Here is an 18936-nt window from a genome sequence, read left to right on the forward strand (position 1 = left end):
AGCTGAATAGCTCAATTTCAAAGCTGACGAGATTTTGCAATCTCTTGTTTTGGTTGATTGCTCAACCTTGCTTCTTCACTCGTTGTTCAGTTTTCAAAGAGCAATTTCTTTTGCTTGCCTGCCGTCTTTCGACAGCCGGAAGACCAATATACCATGTTTAAAACTCATTTGCAACTTGTTTTTCTCAAGTTGTTGTCGCTTTTTAGCGGCGACGTTTATTAAGATACCACAGACAATATAGACATTGCAAGTTTTATTTTTAAAAAACTTCAGGGCGCCTGCCGGCGCCCCGAAATACAAGCTCGTTTATTCGCCTTGACGCTCGCGCATAAGCGGGAACAACAGCACATCGCGGATAGAAGGCGCGTTCGTAAGCAGCATCACCAGACGGTCGATGCCGATACCTAGCCCGCCCGTAGGAGGCATGCCGTATTCGAGCGCGCGAATGAAGTCATCGTCCATTTCATGGGCTTCGTCGTTGCCTTGTTCTTTTTCACGGAGTTGGGCTTCAAAGCGCTCCCGTTGATCGATCGGATCATTAAGCTCCGTAAACGCATTGGCATGCTCGCGGGCCACAATGAACAGCTCGAAACGATCCGTAAAACGCGGATCTTCCGGATTCTTTTTCGCAAGCGGAGAAATCTCCAAAGGATGCCCATAAATAAACGTCGGTTGAATCAGGGTCTCTTCGACAAACGTCTCAAAGAACTGATTCACGATATGACCGAACGTCATATGCGGCTCAACGGGCACGTTATGTTCTTTTGCCAAACGGTGTGCTTCCTCGTCGGACATATGGACGTTAAAGTCCACGCCTTTGACCTCTTTAATGGCATCAACCATAGACACGCGTCTCCAGCCTACGGCCAGATTTACTTCGTGATCCTGATACTGAACGGTAGTCGTGCCCAAAACCTCTTGAGCGATATGAGCAATCAGCTCTTCGGTGAGCTTCATGATATCTTTGTAGTCCGCATACGCTTCGTAAAGCTCGATCATGGTGAATTCCGGATTATGGCGGGTAGAAATGCCCTCATTGCGGTAAACGCGGCCGATCTCGTACACTTTTTCCAGGCCGCCCACGATCAGGCGTTTCAGATGAAGCTCAATCGCAATACGCATGTACAGCTGCATATCCAAAGCGTTGTGATGCGTGATAAAAGGACGCGCGGAAGCTCCGCCCGCAATCGCATGCAGCGTAGGCGTCTCCACTTCCAAATAGCCGCGTGAGTCGAGATAACGGCGCATGGATTGAATAATTTTCGAACGCAAAATGAACGTCTGCTGGACGTCCTGATTCATGATCAGGTCAACGTAGCGTTGACGGTAGCGCATCTCTACGTCTTTCAGGCCGTGGAATTTCTCCGGCAGCGGAAGCAGAGATTTCGTCAATACCTCGAGCGATTTCACCTTAATGGAGGTTTCACCCGTTTTCGTTTTGAAAACGACGCCGCTTACGCCTACCATATCCCCGATATCGAGAATGTCGAAAGCTTGGTATTTAGCGGCATCAAGGGAATCTTCGCGCACGTAGATTTGAATTTTTCCGGAAATATCCTGAATATGGGCGAAGCTTGCCTTGCCCATGCCTCTTTTTTGCATAATCCGGCCGGCAATGCTGACTTCATGGTGTTCGGCTTCCAGCTCTTCTTTCGTTTTGTCGTTATACGCCTCGATAATTTCTTGGGTTGTATGCGTTTTGACATATTTGGCGCCGAAGGGATCGATTCCCAATGCGCGAAGCTCGTCCAATTTGTTGCGGCGAATAACGAGCAGTTCGTTGAGTTCCTGTTCTTGGCTCATGATTTCATCTCCTACGCAATTATGTTAAGTTGATGTTTCCGGCCCGTAGAGGTGGCGGTAAAAACCGGAAAAAAGCTTCCGGACGGAAGCTTTTCAAAAAGACGCTGTACGTTACTTTTTGATATCGACGATCTGATATTGAATGACACCGGCAGGAACGTTAACGTCTACTGTCGCGCCCTTCTGCTTGCCAAGAATAGCTTTGCCTACAGGGCTTTCATTGGAAATCTTATTCTGAAACGGATCGGACTCCGCTGTGCCTACGATATTGTATTCAACCAAATCGCCGAATTCAAGGTCCTTCAATGTCACGATCGATCCAACGCTCACCGTGTTGATATCCACATCGTCGTTATTAATAATCCGCGCGTTGCGCAGCATTTTTTCCAAAGTAATGATACGGCCTTCAATAAAAGCTTGCTCATTCTTCGCGTCTTCATATTCGGAGTTCTCGCTGATATCGCCGTAGCCGATCGCTACTTTGATTCTTTCCGCGACTTCGCGGCGTTTTACCGATTTCAGATGTTCTAGCTCTTCCTCCAGCTTTTTCAAGCCTTCCTGTGTAAGAATGACTTCTTTTTCACTCATTCCCAACTGATCTCCCGTCGTGTGAAAGATTTTCATATCGTTGAATCAATGCTTCCTGCTAGGAGTTAAGGTCTTATAAAAGAGCTGATTCAAGTAGTATGAATTCACTATTAGATAATATATTAGCCTCATGCCTCAAGATGACTCTCTCTGGGTACTGCGCTGCCGTTCACTTTATGCGGATTAACATTAATATTGACTGATTATATTGCAACGGTTTCAAAATGTCAATCAAAGCCAATCCTGCATCTATTTAATGAATGACAGCGGATTCTTGACCTGAGGAGGACTCGGATTCGCCGTTCAAACTATCGACATATTCATGCAAAACACGCACCATTTCGTCGCGTTTGGTCAGTTCCATGATGACGTCTTTGACGCGGGCGGAGCCTGTCATGCCTTTGAGATACCAGGCCATGTGTTTGCGCATTTCCTTGACCGCTACATGCTCGCCCTTCAAGGCGGCGAGACGGTCCAGATGGAGAATGGCGATGCGAATTTTTTCTTCGGGCTTCGGATCCGGCGGGAGCTCGCCATGAGTCAAATACTGTACGGTCCGGTACAGCATCCACGGGTTGCCCAATGCGCCGCGGCCGATCATGACTCCGTCTACGCCGGTTTGGTCGATCATCCGTTTGGCGTCCTCGGGAGTCACCACATCGCCGTTGCCGATGACGGGAATCGATACAGCCTGCTTGACTTCCCGTATAATATCCCAATCCGCCTTGCCGGTATACATTTGCTCGCGGGTACGGCCGTGCACGCTGACTGCGCTTCCGCCGCCTCTTTCGACAGCTTTGGCATTTTCAATCGCGTAAATATGTTCGGAGTCCCAGCCGATGCGCATTTTAACCGTGACCGGTTTGCTGACAGCCGCGACTACGGTCGCGATCATTTCTTCGATTTTGTCCGGCTGCAGCAGCCAGCGGGCGCCTGCGTCGCATTTGGTGATCTTCGGCACCGGGCAGCCCATGTTGATGTCGATGATATCGGCGTTTGTGTGCTGATCCACGACTTTGGCCGCCTCGACCAGCGTCTCCGTGTCACCGCCGAATATTTGCAGGCTGAGCGGTTTTTCGCGCTCGTCCACATACAGCATTTCCATCGTGCGCGAGTTGCCGTGAACGATCGCTTTGTCGCTGACCATCTCGGCGCAGACCAGGCCGGTTCCGAACTCTTTGGCAATGAGCCTGAACGCGGGATTGCAGACTCCGGCCATCGGCGCGAGCACGACTTTGTTCGGAGCCTCCACGTTTCCTATTTTCAACATTGTAATTTCAACTCCTCTCAGCGGGTGCCTGCCGCCACCAGTTCATCCGGTTCAATATTCAGCACTTGTGAAATGTTGTGAATGATTTTGTTATCGGGTTTGCGGGTTCCCCGTTCAATAGCCCCTAATATGGCGATGGAGACGCCTAACATATCGGCGAGCTCGTTTTGCGTGTATCCCTTCAGTTTGCGAAAAGCGCGAATGCGTTGGGCTACTGTGCTTTTTTCCATAGTACAACGCCGTCCTTTCCATCCAAATTCTGTAGCTGTGCGGTAACGGCCTCCGATGCGGCATGCTGCCGCTTGCTTAGAACCTCGGAAAGAGGAACTAGCACAAAAGCCCGCTCCTGCATCCGCGGATGCGGAATGATCAAGTCGGGAGTCGCGATCCGGAGGTCTCCGTACAGGAGCATATCCAGATCGATCGTTCTTGGGCCCCAGCGCACATCGCGGGTTCTGCCGAGACGTTGTTCAATAGCCAGCATAGCGGTAAGCAATTGTTCCGCAGGCAGCTCGGTAACGATTTCGATAACCATATTGAGAAAAGCCGACTGGTCCACGTATCCGACGGGTTCCGTCTCATAAATGCCCGAGCGGGACGTTACCGTTATACCCGGTTGCTCATTCAGCTCTGCGATTGCCTGCTGCAAATAGTGTTCGCGATCTTCTATATTTGATCCCAATGCGACATAGGCGATAATTCCCTGCTCTTGTTCTACGGCTGTCATTCATTTGCCCGCTTTCGGTTGATCTCTACGGTCACTCCGTCAAAGAGCACCGGAAATGGCGGATGCGGCTTGATGACGCGTACCGTCACTTCATTGATACTAGTATAAGTATGCAGCAGCTCGGATGCAATATTTTCCGACAAAGCTTCGATCAGTTTAAAAGTGCGGCCCTCGACAATCTCTTTGACCTTATAAAATACTTCCGCATAATTGATCGTATGCTCCAATTCGTCGGAGGCGCCGGCTTTGTTCAGCGGAAGCATCAGCTCGACATCGACATAAAAGCGCTGCCCCAGCTTGTTCTCCTCGGGGAATACGCCGTGATTGCCGAAAAACTGCATGCCGGCCAGTTTGATTTTGTCCATGTATTACTGCCTCCTCGGATTAGGTTCGGACGATGGCGTCCGTCATAACGGCCACCCGCTTCATTGCCCGGACGTCATGCACGCGCATAATGCTGCAGCCTTGAGCGATGCCCAGAGCGACGGTTGCCGCGGTCCCTTCCACGACATCGTCTGCAGGAAGTCCCAGCGTATTGCGTATAAACGTTTTGCGGGAAGTGCCCAGCAGTACGGGATATCCGAGCGCTGCGATGGCCTCCAGCCGGTTCATGAGCCACAAGTTCTGCTCGTAAGTTTTGGCGAAGCCGATGCCGGGATCGAGCACGATTCGTTCCTTGCGGACGCCGGCATCCAGCGCCAACTGCACGCTCTTTTGCAAATCGCTCAGCACATCGGGCAAAAATTCGACATAGTTCATGTCGGTGCGGTTATGCGTGATAATGAACGGACACCCGTATTCGGCGGCAGTTGCAGCCATCCGGTTGTCGGCCAGCCCTCCCCAAACGTCGTTGATAATATGAGCCCCTGCTTCCAGCGCCTGTCTGGCGACTTCGGCCTTGTAGGTGTCGATGGAAATGGGAACATCAAGCTCAGCGTTAAGCGCCCGAATAACGGGAATGACGCGCTTCAGCTCTTCTTCCAGCGGTACCGCCGCAAAACCCGGACGCGTCGACTCCCCGCCGATGTCAATAATATCCGCGCCTTCGTCCACCATCTGCCTCGCTCTGCGTAGCGCGGTATCGATCGTCACATAAGCCCCCCCGTCCGAAAACGAATCCGGGGTTACGTTCAAAATTCCCATGATGATCGTCCGCTCTCCGATCGGCAGCTCATGCCCTTTGCATAGCAACGTCTTCATTGCTGTTCACTTCCTGTCCGCCGTTGATACTCCAGCATGATTTGAACAGTCATAGGTCCGGGGACGCCTTGTCCCGCACGGAGCTGTTCCCCGCCGGGCGTGTACAGCATCGTTACGGGAACGATTTCCTGCACGGAGTTGACGAAAAATATCTCGTCCGCGCTGACCAAATCTTCCCACGTATATAAACCGTCTGCGGCGGCAAAGCCGCTCTCCTGCGCCAATTGCAGCACAAACGCCCGTGTAATGCCGGGCAAAATCCCCGTTTCGAGGGACGGAGTGTAGAGTACGGAATCTTTGACGAAAAAGAGGTTGCTCACGATGCCTTCCGCCAAGTAGCCTTCCTCGGTCAGCATGAGCCCCTCTGCGCCTGACGCCCACTTGTAGTTCTGTAGTTCCCTTTTTGCAAGAATATTATTCATGTAATGCAGCGATTTGAACCGGTAAAGCCCTTCCGGCGTATTGCGGGGCAGCTTCAGCAGCTGCAGCGCCTTGCCCTGGCTGTATACCCGCTCGTCTCGCGGAGGAAGCGGCTTGACGTACATAATCTCCGTTGGCTGCAGGTAATCGCCGGAAGGCAAGCCCAACATATCGATACCTGCAGATACCGTATAACGAAAATAGGCATCCCGAAGGTTGTTGGCCTCAAGCAGCCCGGAGATCATCGTTTCGATGCGGTCCTGCAGCGGCTCATGCCTGATGCCGAGTTCCTTGCAGCCTTCCGCCAAGCGGTTCAAATGCTCCTTCAATAAAAAAGGCTTGCCTGCATACGTGCGAAACGTTTCAAACAAGCCAAGACCGTAAAGAAAGCCGTGATCATAAACAGAGACCACGGCTTGCTGTTCATCATAAATCGTGTTGTCTATACTGATTTTCATTGCCTATACGACGCTTCCGGCTGTACGGCGCAGGAAATTGTGGAGTATCTGGTGCCCGTGATCGGTAATGATCGACTCCGGATGGAACTGGACGCCTTCGATCGGGTATTCCTTGTGCCGCAGCGCCATAATTTCGCCTTCCGCCGTACGGGCGCTAACTTCCAGACAATCCGGCAGCGTCTCGGCTTTCACGATAAGCGAGTGATAGCGGGTCGCTGTAAAAGGCGACGGAAGCCCTTCGAACAACGTTTTCCCGTCGTGGAAAATGGGCGATGTTTTGCCGTGCATCAGCCGCTCGGCGCGAATGACTTCGCCGCCAAAAGCTTGGCCTATGGACTGATGGCCGAGGCAAACGCCGAAGATCGGTATTTGGCCCTTGAAACGGTCGATCAGCGCAAGACTGATACCCGCTTCGTTCGGGGTACAGGGCCCCGGAGATATCAGTATGTGATCCGGCGACAGAGCCGCGACGCCCTCCAAATCGATTTCATCGTTGCGGCGCACAACAATCTCCTCACCAATCTCACCCAAGTACTGTACCAAGTTGTACGTAAAAGAATCGTAATTGTCAATCACTAAAATCATCCTATGCTCTCCTTTCGTTAGCCGCTGGGGCTAATCCTCTGCTAAGCTCGGCTCATGCTCCGCTCGCTATGTTCAATCGCTTTCCACAACGCCTTGGCTTTGTTCAAGGATTCGACATACTCCCGTTCGGGTACGGAATCGATAACGATGCCCGCGCCCGCCTGAATATGGCCCACTCCTTGCGCCGCCGCCAATGTGCGTATAATTATATTAAATTCCAAATTGCCGTTATAGTCAATCCACCCCATTGAACCTGTGTACGGCCCGCGTCTGACAGGCTCCAGCTCCTCGATGATTTCCATCGTTCTGATCTTGGGAGCGCCGGTGATCGTGCCTCCGGGGAACGTTGCGGCGATGACATCGTAAGCGTCCTTGCCCTCGGCCAGTTCGCCCGTCACTTCCGATACGATGTGCATCACATGGGAATAATATTCGATGACCATGAAATCCTGAACCCGCACGGATCCGTACCGGGATATCCGCCCAAGGTCATTGCGTTCCAGATCGACGAGCATTACGTGCTCAGCACGTTCTTTCTCATTGTCGATCAGCTCTCCTGCGAGCCTAAGATCGTCCTGCTCGTCCTTGCCTCGGGGGCGTGTGCCCGCGATAGGCCTCGTGCGGAGGATGCCGTCCTCCAGCTGAACGAGCAGCTCGGGGGAGGCGGATACGAGCGAGAAGCCCGCGAAGCGCAGCAGCCCCATGTAAGGCGACGGGTTGACGATGCGCAGCGACTCGTAAATTTCCTCCGGCGTCGTGCGCAGCTTGCGGCTCTGCCGGACGGAGAGGTTGACCTGGAACACATCGCCCTGGCTGATGTAAGTTTGGATGCGCTCGACGGCGCGGATGAAGTCCTCTTTGCGGAACGCAGGCTGCACGCCTTCGATGGACTCCACGTCGATGTGAAGCTCGCCGCGGGGGATAAGCTCCCGCCCTTCGCTTTCTCCATGCCAGCGGGCCGAACGAATCGAATCCCACTGGTGCAGCATTTCTTCCGCTTTCAGGCGGGCCTGCGCATACAAGCCTTCCAGGCATCCTGCATCGCAACCGCTTGGAAGCAGCGTATGAACGGCAATATACAGCGATTTCTCCTTATGATCGATGATCCACACCCGGTCATATAAGGCAAAGCTGTAGTCCGGAATAGGCAGGTCGCTCAGCGCATGTTCGGGCAGCTTTTCAATCGTGCGCACGACGTCATAGCCCCAGAAGCCTACGCAGCCTCCCAAAAACTTCGGCGCTCCCGCCACTTTCGGGCTGCGGTAAGGGGCCATCCAGTTTTTGACCGCGTCGAGAGGCTTGGCCTGCACGCGCGAAATGGCAGGCGCCGCGCCAGCCCCGGGCGCAGTGCCCGATATTTCCACATCCAAACCCGTCCCATGGATCGTGGAAAACGGCTTCAGGCCGAAAAACGTATACCGGCCGCCCTTGCCGCTTTCGAGCACGAACGAATCGGGCGAAGCTTCCTTCCATGCCTGCTGCCATGAAGCGACGCGGTCTTCGCCAAGACCGAGCTTGATAATATAAGGTAGCATTGTATACGTGGAGGACCAGCCACGCCACTGTTCCAAAGTTGTTATAATCACGCAGCTTCCCCCTACAATTTTCCGAAGGAAAATGTCCTTTTCCGATGATTGGTTGTCCATTAGTATACTCTAACGGCTTGTAAAACAAAAGCCCTCGGCTCTGCAGCCGGGGGCTCTTCATCACGCACGGTATTAGTCTTCGAATTGGTACAGAGGCGTGCTCAGGTAACGCTCGCCGTTGCTTGGGATTACCACAACGACGCGCTTGCCGGCGCCAAGCTCTTTAGCCACTTGCAGCGCTGCAAAGATGGCCGCGCCCGAAGAAATACCGCCAAGGATGCCTTCTTCTTTGGCAACGCGGCGGGAAGTTTCGAACGCGTCTTCGTTCTCCACTTGAATAATCGCGTCGTAAATCGACGTGTTGAGGATGTCGGGAACGAATCCGGCTCCGATCCCTTGGATTTTGTGAGGGCCTGGCTTACCGCCGGAAAGAACCGGAGAAGCCGAAGGCTCAACCGCATAAATTTTGATTCCCGGGAAATTTTCTTTCAAAACGCTGCCGGCACCTGTAATCGTACCGCCGGTTCCGATACCGGCGATGAAAGCGTCCAGCTTGCCGTCATGCTCTTTGATCGCTTCTACGATTTCCGGACCTGTCGTTTCGCGGTGGATTTTCACGTTCGCCAAGTTCTTGAACTGCTGCGGCATGAAATAAGTCGGATTCTCCGCTTGAAGCTCTTCAGCGCGGCGGATCGCGCCTTTCATACCTTCGGCTCCCGGCGTCAATACGAGTTGAGCGCCATACGCGCGAAGCAGGTTGCGTCTTTCCAAACTCATCGTTTCAGGCATGACGAGAATAGCTTTGTAACCTTTAGCCGCAGCCACCATAGCCAAGCCGATTCCCGTGTTTCCGCTTGTCGGCTCGATGATCGTGTCACCCGGCTTCAGCTTGCCTTCCTGCTCGGCCACTTCCACCATGCTGATGGCGATCCGGTCTTTTACGCTGGCACCCGGGTTTTGGAACTCTAATTTCAAATAGATTTCCGCGCTGCCTTCCTGAACTACGCGGTTCAAACGAACAAGCGGCGTATCCCCGATTAATTGAGTAATATTTTGCACTAATTTTGCCATGCGCTACTGCCCCTTCCTGAATGAGAAAAATAATTTCCGAGTTAATCAGTCGGCATTAATATATTCATCTTATCAATGCGCACTACAGATTGTCAACCGGATTTTATTCAAAAACTTACTGAAATTGGGCATCCATTACTGCCGCGCCCCATTTGGCCCGAAGCTTTTCGACAAAATCTTTCAGGGCCGGCGCCTCCTGCAGAGCCAGCTCTTTCCGAACATTGTCGCGGATAAAAGCCTTGTCCGGATTCGGCTTTTCCCGCCGGTCCTTCAGCCTAACGACCGCATAGCCCTTATCGACGGCCACGGGCTTGCCGGTTTCTCCGGGCTTCAGTTTTTTGGCCGCTTCCAGTACGGGAGCCGCAACAAATGGATCGTTGTCCTCGACCCAGCCCAAGTCTCCGCCGCTGTTATTCGTCGCGTCGTCCAGCGAACGGTCCCTTGCCAGGGCGGCAAAGCTCTGGCCTTTCCCCAGATCGGTCAAGACTTTGTTCGCCTGATCCTTCGTCGAAACGACAATCTGCTGGATGTTCAGCTCCGCTTCCTGCCGAAACTCTTCCGGATGCGCGGCCATATAGGTATCGACTTCGGCATCCGAAATTTTAATGTTCCTGGTAGCGATCTTTTCAAGCAAAAGCTTGCTGCTGACATCTTCGCGCAGCGCTTCTTTGGTCATGCCGAGCTGGTCTTTCATCGATTTGTAAAACTGCTCCTCATTGTCGTACCCCTGCTGCATCCTTCTCAGCTCGCGATCTATTTCCGCATCGCCGACCGCAATGCCCGTTTCGGTTCCTTCCAGACGCACCGCTTCTCGATCCAGCATCTGTTTGAGCAGCTCTGCGCCGTATTGGCGCTCAAGTGCCTTTTGAAGCTCTCCAATCGTAATCTCACGATTCCCTATTTTGGCAACTACCCGCTCGGTGTCGTTCTCGATGTGCTGCTGCGGCTCGGATGAATGACCTGGTTCTGGTTGGCTCTTGGAACGGGCGATCAAAAAGAAGCTGAGCACAAGAGTACATACGGCCAGGAGGCCGATGACTCCCCATAATCGCTTTACGTCCCGCATCCTGATTCCCTCTTTATTCAAAAGTCGCGACTCGCTACAGATCTATCATCCGCTGCAAGTCTTCGCGTTCATACCGGTAAGTTTCGTTGCAAAAATGGCATACCACTTCCGCAGTTCCGTCTTCTTCAAGCATTTCCCGCAATTCGTCTTTGCCCAGACTGATCAGCGTTTGTTCCACGCGTTCCCGGCTGCATTTGCAGCGGAATACCACATTCTGGGAGTCCAAGATCTGAAGCGAAGGCAGCACCGTCTGCAAAATTTCTTCCAACGTTTTGCCGCTATCCAGCATCGTCGTGACCGAAGACAGACCGCTGAGCGCAGCTTCGATCCCCCCGATCTCTTCATCGGTGACGCCCGGCAGCAGTTGAATGACGAAGCCTCCGGAAACTTTTACCGTATAGTCGACATCCACCAATACGCCGAGAGCAACGACAGAAGGTGTCTGTTCGGACTTGGCAAAATAATAAGTAAAATCTTCGGCAAGCTCGCCGGAAACGATAGGAACGCTTCCTTTGTAAGGCTCTTTCAAGCCCAAATCTTTGGTGATATACAAAAATCCGTCTGTCCCTACCGCGCCTGCGACATCAAGCTTGCCTACCGCATTGAGCGGCAGGTCTACATCGGGGTTGTCGACGTATCCCCGAACTTCGCCTTTGGCGTTGGCGTCCACGACGATTTGACCGATAGGCCCGCCGCCTTTGACTTGAATGGTGAGCTTCTCTTCGCCTTTAAGCATAGCCCCCATCAAAAGCCCCGCAGCCGCCGTTCTCCCCAATGCGGCTGTCGTCGTCGGCGTCGTCCCGTGCCTTTGCCGCAATTCCTCGGTGATGGAAGTGGTCTGCACTGCAAATGCCCGAACTCTCCCATCCAGTGCCGTTCCTCGTATCAGATAATCGCTCATTGGTAAATCCTCTCTATGTTCATGCATTTTTTTCATAAATCATTTGCAAGCCTTGAAGCGTCAGCAGCGGGTTGACGATTTGAATCGTACGCGACTCGCTGGAAATCAGCTCCGCCAAGCCGCCCGTCGCTATAACTGTCGGATTGACTTGAAATTCATGCTTCACTCTCTCTACAATACCATCAACCTGGCCCACATAGCCAAAAATAATGCCGGCCTGCATAGCCGCTACCGTATTGCGGCCCACGACGCTTTTCGGCTTGACGAGCTCGATGCGGGGCAGCTTAGCCGCCTTTTGATACAGAGCCTCCGTTGAAATGCCGATCCCGGGCGCTATCGCGCAGCCTATCAGTTGCTGGGCAGGATCGATGTAATCGTAGGTCGTCGCCGTGCCAAAATCCACGATGATACACGGAGCTCCGTACAGCTCAAGCGCCGCTACCGCATTCACAATGCGGTCCGCGCCAACTTCCTTCGGGTTATCGACGCGAACGTTCAAGCCCGTTTTGATGCCGGGCCCTACAATATAAGGCGTTCTTTTTAAATAATGAAGGCAAAGGTTTTCCATAACGGACATCAATGGAGGGACTACAGAGGAAATGATGACGCCTTCCACATCGGCGAATGCAATTCCCGAGTGGCGAAACAGGCTGTGCAGCAGCATTCCGTATTCATCGACCGTCGCCGAGCGGTTCGTACTGATTCTCCAGTGATGAAGCAAAGAGCGCTCCTGGTACAATCCCAATACGATATTGGTGTTCCCGACATCTACAACAAGAATCATTGCGCGGTCTCCTTCCGCTCATTCAGGTCCAGACTAATGTCCAAAGCCGTTACGGAATACGTCAGCCGGCCTACGGATATAACGTCGACACCCGCTGCCGCCATCGCCTTGATCGTCTGCAGCGTAACCGAACCGGAACCTTCTACTACAATATGCGGAGCTTTGCTTTTAATTATTACAACAGCTTCCTTCATCATGTCCGGCTTCATGTTATCGAGCATGATGATATCCGCGCCTGCCTCCAAAGCTTGATGGAGCTGGTCGAAGTTTTCGACCTCCACTTCGATTTTCATCGTGTGCGGAATGTTGCGGCGCGCCGCTTGAACGGCTTGGGAAATGCCGCCGGAACCTTTAATGTGATTGTCTTTGATCATAACCGCATCATACAGCCCGAAGCGATGGTTATGCCCGCCTCCGACGCGCACCGCATATTTCTCGAGCAGCCGGTGTCCCGGTGTCGTTTTCCGCGTATCGACAAGCCTTGTCGGCAGTCCTTCGAGCGCATTCACAAATTCCCTCGTTCTTGTCGCAATTCCCGACATCCGCTGCATCAGATTAAGGCTCAACCGCTCCCCGAGCAAAATACTTCTGGTATTGCCTTCCACTTCTGCTAGAACAGTCCCTTTATTAACAGACGATCCTTCCACGGCTTTCGGTTCAAACCGAAGCGAAGGATCTACTTCCGCGAAAACAGCCCGGGCAATGGGCAAGCCGCAGACGATGCCGTCTTCTTTGACGTGTATAATCCCTTTGGATTCGTGTTCCAACGGGATAGTATGCAAAGTCGTCACGTCGCCCGTGCCGATATCTTCTTCCAGCCACAGCCGAATGTTCTTGCGAATCAGCTCCATATTGACATCCAACATGCTAAATCCACTCCTCAACCCTATCTTCCCCGTGCTTGAATACAATATGCTTCGCCCACTGCCGGTCATCCCGCTCCGGAAAATCTTCGCGGTAATGCCCGCCGCGGCTTTCCTCCCGCTGGAGGGCGGCCATCGTCGTCAATAGCGCGCAATTCAGCAAATTGGCGAATTCGTATTCTTCCCGCTTGCTCATAACGGTATCGTAAACCGGCAGCTGCCGGGCGAGCTCTTCATAACCTTTTTGCAAACCTTTGGCCGAGCGTTTTAGCCCCGCATAACGAAGCATTACTTTTTGCAGCTTCAGCTTTTTCTCGACAACCGCTTGCTTCGGATTCTCGGTTCTTGGCAATTCCGCCAGAATCACCGGATTTCCTTCCAAAGGAGGAAGCTCGCGGATGCGTTCGATAATGCGTCTGCCGAATACGATCGCTTCCGAAAGCGAATTGCTGGCCAGTCGGTTCGCGCCGTGTACACCTGTAGAGGACACTTCGCCGCAGGCAAACAGCCTGCGAACGGCTGTCTCTCCGTACAAGTCCGTTTTGACCCCGCCCATCATATAATGCGCGGCAGGCGCTACGGGGATCCAGTCCGTGCTGAGATCCAGACCGTATTGCACGCAGTATTCATAAATGGTCGGGAAGCGGTGCTTGACCAATTCTTCCGTTTCATGCGTGATATCAATATAGACGAATGTCGACTTTGTTTGCTCCATCTCATCGACGATGGCGCGGGCTACGACATCCCTCGGCGCAAGCTCCAGTTGGGGATGATATTTTTCCATGAAGCGCTCCCCTTTAATGTTGCGCAAGTATGCGCCTTCACCGCGCACCGCCTCGGAGATGAGGAAGCGCGGANTCATCGACGATGGCGCGGGCTACGACATCCCTCGGCGCAAGCTCCAGTTGGGGATGATATTTTTCCATGAAGCGCTCCCCTTTAATGTTGCGCAAGTATGCGCCTTCACCGCGCACCGCCTCGGAGATGAGGAAGCGCGGAGCGCCCGGGTAGCACAGCGCAGTAGGGTGGAATTGGATAAATTCCACGTCCTGGATGTGCGCGCCGGCGCGGTAAGCGATCGCGATGCCATCGCCGGTGGCGATGTCCGGGTTCGTCGTGTAGCGGAACAACTGTCCCGCACCGCCGGAGCACAAAATGGTTGCGTTGCCGCGCACGAATATCCGCTGACCGTCAGGCTTTTGCACGAGGGCGCCGTAGCACTCCCCCTCATGCGTAATCAGGTCGATCACAAAATGATCGTCCCAAATCTCGATGTTCGGATCCTGCTTCGTCCGCTCCGACAAGGCCCGAACGATCTCGGCGCCGGTCGCATCGCCGTGCGCATGCAAAATACGGCGCTGGCTGTGAGCGCCTTCTTTGGTCAAAGCGAACTCCCCGTTCTCAAGATCGAACTGGGTGCCCATCCGGATCAGGTCCTGAACCCCGTCCGGACCTTCGTGGACAAGCACGTCGACAGCTTCGCGGGAGCAAAGCCCCGCGCCTGCAATCAGCGTGTCCTGCATGTGGTATTCCGGAGAATCCTCATCCGAAATAACCGCGGCTATGCCGCCCTGCGCGTATCGCGTATTGCTGTCGAGCAGCGACTTCTTCGTGATCATTAGCACTTTTTTGTTCTCGCTTGCCCGGATCGCAGTAAACAAGCCCGCTATGCCTGCGCCAATTACAATGACATCCGTCTGTATATGCGGAATCGAATCTAAATCTACGTCTATGAGATATCTGGGTATCATGCCGGTTCACCTGTCTTTTACAAAGTGACCCCGCAAAGCCGAGCAAGCCCTGGAAGCTTGTCCCGCTGCTTGGCGGGGGTACAGAAACACGGGTTTACAAGAGAGTAGCGCATGCTACTTCACTTGTAACATGCGCTCTAGGGATAATCTTGCTTTATCGGCCACATCTTCCGGAACGTAGATTTCCGGCTGCATCGTTTCGAGGGCGCGAACGATTTTTTTCAAATTGTTCACCTTCATATTAGGACAAACCAAATATTTGGTAGCAAAGTGAAACTGCTTATTCGGACTATCCTTTCTCAACTGATACCCTGTTCCGTCTTCCGTACCTACGATGAATTCCTGGCAATCCGATTCTTTGCAATATTTAATGATCGCGGTCGTACTTCCGACAAAATCGCCCAGCTTAACGACTTCGGGCCGGCATTCCGGATGAACGACGAATTGGGCGTTCGGATGCTGCGCTCTCATTTCTTCGACATCTTTGACGGTCAGCATATCATGCGTATTGCAGTAGCCTTCCCAGATAATAATTTTTTTGCTTGTGAATTTTGATACATAGTCGCCCAAATTTTTATCCGGTACCCAGATGATCTCATCCGAATCTACCGAATTGATGACATTCACGGCGTTGGCCGACGTGCAGCAAATGTCCGTCTCCGATTTCACGTCCGCGGATGTGTTAATGTAGGCAACGACTTTCGCGTTCGGATGCTGGCGCTTCAAAGCCCGGAGCCCTTCCACGTTGACCATGTCGGCCATCGGACAGCCGGCACGTTCATCCGGAATAATGACTCTCTTGTTCGGCGCCAAAATCTTGGCGCTTTCCCCCATGAAATGCACGCCACAGAATACGATTACATCTGCATCTGTTTCAGCCGCTTTCTGCGCAAGCAGAAAGGAATCCCCCCGGAAATCGGCTACTTCCTGTACTTCGTCCCGCTGATAATAATGAGCAAGAATGATGGCGTTGCGTTCTTTCTTCAACTGAAGCAGCCGCTCTTTCAATTCGCGGTTCTGCTCCGCTTTTCTTTCCAAGGCTAGAGCCTCCATGAGTGCATCCTCCCCTATGTGGGACCTGATATGTCTCGTGCTAGTAGTATGATCTAATTGTTCTGAAAATAAAGATTTACACCTAATTTACACATTACAGCATCCCCTGTCAATGCGCAAATATGTCGAAAAAAACGAAAAAATCCGGGTACACCTCATGTGTACACCGGATTTGCAAATTGGTATGGCTCGTTACTCTTCGGAAGAGTCCGGTCCTGCCTCTTTGTCTTTATCCTTTTCGAACTCAAGCTTGTTGCTTTCGCTGGATTGACTTTGGCTATGGATGTTGACCTTCACTTCTTCATCCTCTGAAGCAGGATCAAGCGAGCCTTTTTCCAGAAGGTTAATGATTTCGTCCTTGTCGAGCGTTTCTTTCTCAAGCAGCGTCTTGGCGACCAGGTGGACCTGATCCGCATACTTGGTCAAAATTTCGCGGGCGCGTTCGTAGCAATCGCGAATGAAACGCTGCATTTCCTGATCGATTTCGTAAGCAATCGCATCCGAATAGTTCTGCTCATGTCCGATATCGCGGCCCAAAAACACTTGGCCTTGACTGCTGCCGAACTGCATCGGTCCGAGCTTGTCGCTCATGCCGAATTCCATAATCATGCGGCGGACGATTCCCGTCGCTTTTTGGAAGTCGCTGTAAGCTCCGGTGCCGATTTCGCCGATATACAGCTCCTCGGAAACGCGGCCTCCCAGGAGACCCGTGACTTTATCCAGCAGCTCGTTCTTCGTCTGCATCATGCGGTCTTCGCCTTCTTTGGGCAGCATCATTACATAACCGCCGGCGCGTCCGCGCGGAACGATTGTAACTTTGTGCACCATATCGGCGTTCTCCGCATAGTAGCCGATAATGGCGTGGCCGGCTTCGTGGTAAGCGACCATGCGTTTTTCGCTATCGCTGATAATGCGGCTTTTCTTTTGCGTACCGACGATGACGCGGTCGAAAGCTTCCTCGATTTCCGCCATCGAAATGTCCTTGCGGTTGCGTCTTGCCGCGATCAGCGCCGCTTCGTTCAACAGATTTTCCAGGTCAGCGCCTGTAAATCCGGTTGTATAGCGGGACAAAGAGTCCAGCTTGACGTCTTTTGCCAAAGGCTTGTTGCGCGCATGCACTTTCAGCACCGCTTCGCGGCCCTTCACATCCGGGCGGTCTACCGTAATTTGACGGTCGAAACGTCCTGGGCGCAGCAGCGCCGGGTCAAGAATATCGGGGCGGTTCGTTGCCGCGACGATGATAATGCCTTCATTCGCGCCGAAGCCGTCCATCTCTACGAGCAATTGGTTGAGCGTTTGTTCGCGCTCGTCGTGGCCGCCGCCTAATCCGGCGCCGCGTTGACGGCCGACTGCGTCGATCTCGTCGATAAAGATAATACAAGGCGAATTCTTCTTCGCATTCTCGAACAAGTCGCGCACACGGGATGCGCCGACACCGACGAACATTTCCACAAAGTCGGAACCGGAGATGCTGAAGAAAGGAACGCCGGCTTCTCCTGCTACCGCTCTGGCAAGGAGCGTTTTACCTGTTCCCGGAGGCCCGTTGAGCAGGACCCCTTTCGGAATTCTTGCGCCTACGGCTGCAAACTTGCGCGGATCCTTGAGGAATTCCACGACTTCCACCAATTCCTGCTTCTCTTCGTCGGCCCCCGCCACATCTTCGAACGTGACGCGCTTTTTCTCTTCGTTATATAAGCGGGCACGGCTTTTGCCGAAGTTCATGACTTTGCCGCCGCCACCCTGAGCCTGATTCAGAAGGAAAAAGAACAGGATGAAAATAATGACAAACGGAATAATCGAGGTCAGGAAGCTGATCCATACGCTGTCCCTTTCCATCGTTTCATACGCTTCGGTAGGAACTCCGTTAGCCTCAATGAGCTGCACGACCAAAGGTTCGTAAGGAGCATGCGTCTCAAAATTTTTCTTGTCGGCAGTTGGAGGATTGATGTACTTACCTTTGACCAAATACGTATATCCGTCGAATTTCAACGTAACGGACTCTACGTTTTTGTTAATTACCGCTTGGCGGAACTTGTCGTAAGTAATTAAATCCTTCTGTTCGTTTTGGGTACTTATAAAATGAACGATACCTACCGTAACCAAAAAAATAAGCAAATAAAAACCGGTATTCCGGATAATTCGATTCATCCCCAACCTCCTCTCGAACGGCACACTTTTTTTATTTTACCACATCCTGGCGAAGCATCACAACAAAGCCGGTTTGGACAAGCCAATGGGACGTGATATTAGCAGTTATAGATCTCGGGCTTCAATATACCGATAAAAGGAAGGTTGCGATACTTCTCAGCGTAGTCCAGTCCATATCCGACGACAAACTCGTCCGGCAGCACGTATCCGGCGTAATCCGGTTCAAGCTCTACCGTTCTGCGCGCAGGCTTGTTGAACAAAGCTACGACCGAAATGGACAGCGCGTTGCGCCGCTCCAATACATCGATCAGGTAGCTGAGCGTCAGGCCGCTGTCGATGATGTCTTCTACGATGATAATGTGGCGCCCTTCGACCGGTACATCCAGATCCTTGATGATCTTGACGACCCCTGACGACTTGGTCGATTGTCCGTAGCTGGACACGGCCATGAAGTCGAGCTCAAGAGGCACGGTGATGCGCTTCACAAGATCCGCCATGAAAATAAAGGCGCCCTTGAGAACGCAAATTACGAGAGGATTTCTGCCTTCGTAATCGCTGGAGATCCGCTCCCCCAATTCCTTGATCTTGTCTTGAATTTGTTCTTCGCTGTAAAGAATTTCCTGAATGTCGCTGTACAAGGATGAACCTCCTAGTTTATATTA

General features: G+C 52.5%; 18 protein-coding genes and 2 pseudogenes. All 20 read right to left on the minus strand.

Annotated features, from left to right (window positions below):
• Positions 1–306 precede the first annotated feature (306 nt).
• Positions 307–1803 (minus strand): lysine--tRNA ligase, encoded by a 1497-nt coding sequence (gene lysS / locus AC0LWT_RS37510; RefSeq protein ID WP_474686955.1) that lies wholly within the window; start codon positions 1801–1803, stop codon positions 307–309.
• A gap of 111 nt (positions 1804–1914) precedes the next feature.
• Complete coding sequence (gene greA / locus AC0LWT_RS37515; RefSeq protein WP_474686957.1) at positions 1915–2391, minus strand: transcription elongation factor GreA; 477 nt, start codon at positions 2389–2391, stop codon at positions 1915–1917.
• A 253-nt stretch (positions 2392–2644) separates the two neighbouring features.
• A complete protein-coding gene (gene dusB, locus AC0LWT_RS37520) occupies positions 2645–3661 on the minus strand; it encodes a tRNA dihydrouridine synthase DusB (protein ID WP_474686958.1) in 1017 nt (338 codons plus the stop codon).
• A gap of 17 nt (positions 3662–3678) precedes the next feature.
• Entirely contained in the window at positions 3679–3891 is a 213-nt protein-coding gene (locus tag AC0LWT_RS37525; protein WP_474686959.1) for a helix-turn-helix domain-containing protein, read from the minus strand.
• Positions 3873–4388, minus strand: a complete 516-nt coding sequence (gene folK, locus AC0LWT_RS37530) for a 2-amino-4-hydroxy-6-hydroxymethyldihydropteridine diphosphokinase (protein WP_474686961.1) — start codon at positions 4386–4388, stop codon at positions 3873–3875. The genes AC0LWT_RS37525 and folK overlap by 19 nt, the downstream gene beginning before the upstream one ends.
• Complete coding sequence (gene folB, locus AC0LWT_RS37535) at positions 4385–4753, minus strand: dihydroneopterin aldolase (RefSeq protein WP_474686963.1); 369 nt, start codon at positions 4751–4753, stop codon at positions 4385–4387. Before folB ends, folK begins: the two co-directional genes overlap by 4 nt.
• Positions 4754–4772: 19 nt before the next feature.
• Positions 4773–5588: a dihydropteroate synthase gene (gene folP, locus AC0LWT_RS37540; protein ID WP_474686964.1), complete on the minus strand. Its 816-nt coding sequence runs from the start codon at positions 5586–5588 to the stop codon at positions 4773–4775.
• Positions 5585–6466 carry an aminodeoxychorismate lyase gene (gene pabC / locus AC0LWT_RS37545; RefSeq protein WP_474686966.1) on the minus strand — a complete coding sequence of 294 codons (882 nt, stop codon included), beginning with the start codon at positions 6464–6466 and terminating at the stop codon, positions 5585–5587. Before pabC ends, folP begins: the two co-directional genes overlap by 4 nt.
• A 3-nt stretch (positions 6467–6469) precedes the next feature.
• A complete protein-coding gene (gene pabA / locus AC0LWT_RS37550) occupies positions 6470–7051 on the minus strand; it encodes an aminodeoxychorismate/anthranilate synthase component II (protein WP_474686967.1) in 582 nt (193 codons plus the stop codon).
• Between the two features lie 41 nt (positions 7052–7092).
• Positions 7093–8637, minus strand: coding sequence for an anthranilate synthase component I family protein (locus AC0LWT_RS37555; RefSeq protein WP_474686969.1), 1545 nt, complete (start codon positions 8635–8637; stop codon positions 7093–7095).
• Between the two features lie 132 nt (positions 8638–8769).
• Positions 8770–9708: a cysteine synthase A gene (gene cysK / locus AC0LWT_RS37560; protein ID WP_474686972.1), complete on the minus strand. Its 939-nt coding sequence runs from the start codon at positions 9706–9708 to the stop codon at positions 8770–8772.
• 115 nt (positions 9709–9823) lie between these two features.
• Positions 9824–10774 carry a peptidyl-prolyl cis-trans isomerase gene (locus tag AC0LWT_RS37565; RefSeq protein ID WP_474686973.1) on the minus strand — a complete coding sequence of 317 codons (951 nt, stop codon included), beginning with the start codon at positions 10772–10774 and terminating at the stop codon, positions 9824–9826.
• A gap of 34 nt (positions 10775–10808) precedes the next feature.
• Positions 10809–11675, minus strand: coding sequence for an Hsp33 family molecular chaperone HslO (gene hslO, locus AC0LWT_RS37570; protein WP_474686974.1), 867 nt, complete (start codon positions 11673–11675; stop codon positions 10809–10811).
• A 19-nt stretch (positions 11676–11694) separates the two neighbouring features.
• Positions 11695–12459 (minus strand): type III pantothenate kinase, encoded by a 765-nt coding sequence (locus AC0LWT_RS37575; RefSeq protein ID WP_474686976.1) that lies wholly within the window; start codon positions 12457–12459, stop codon positions 11695–11697.
• Entirely contained in the window at positions 12456–13325 is an 870-nt protein-coding gene (gene nadC, locus AC0LWT_RS37580; protein ID WP_474686977.1) for a carboxylating nicotinate-nucleotide diphosphorylase, read from the minus strand. The genes AC0LWT_RS37575 and nadC overlap by 4 nt, the downstream gene beginning before the upstream one ends.
• A 1-nt stretch (position 13326) precedes the next feature.
• Positions 13327–14178, minus strand: a pseudogene (locus tag AC0LWT_RS37585) (L-aspartate oxidase); the annotation flags it as partial.
• Between the two features lie 19 nt (positions 14179–14197).
• Positions 14198–15073: pseudogene (locus AC0LWT_RS37590) on the minus strand (L-aspartate oxidase); the annotation flags it as partial.
• Positions 15074–15187: 114 nt separating this feature from the next.
• Complete coding sequence (nadA, locus tag AC0LWT_RS37595; RefSeq protein ID WP_474686979.1) at positions 15188–16126, minus strand: quinolinate synthase NadA; 939 nt, start codon at positions 16124–16126, stop codon at positions 15188–15190.
• A gap of 192 nt (positions 16127–16318) precedes the next feature.
• Positions 16319–18274: an ATP-dependent zinc metalloprotease FtsH gene (gene ftsH / locus AC0LWT_RS37600; protein WP_474686980.1), complete on the minus strand. Its 1956-nt coding sequence runs from the start codon at positions 18272–18274 to the stop codon at positions 16319–16321.
• 98 nt (positions 18275–18372) lie between these two features.
• Complete coding sequence (gene hpt / locus AC0LWT_RS37605; protein WP_474686981.1) at positions 18373–18912, minus strand: hypoxanthine phosphoribosyltransferase; 540 nt, start codon at positions 18910–18912, stop codon at positions 18373–18375.
• Positions 18913–18936 lie beyond the last annotated feature (24 nt).

It is taken from the genome of Paenibacillus sp. sgz302164 (genome assembly GCF_056120505.1).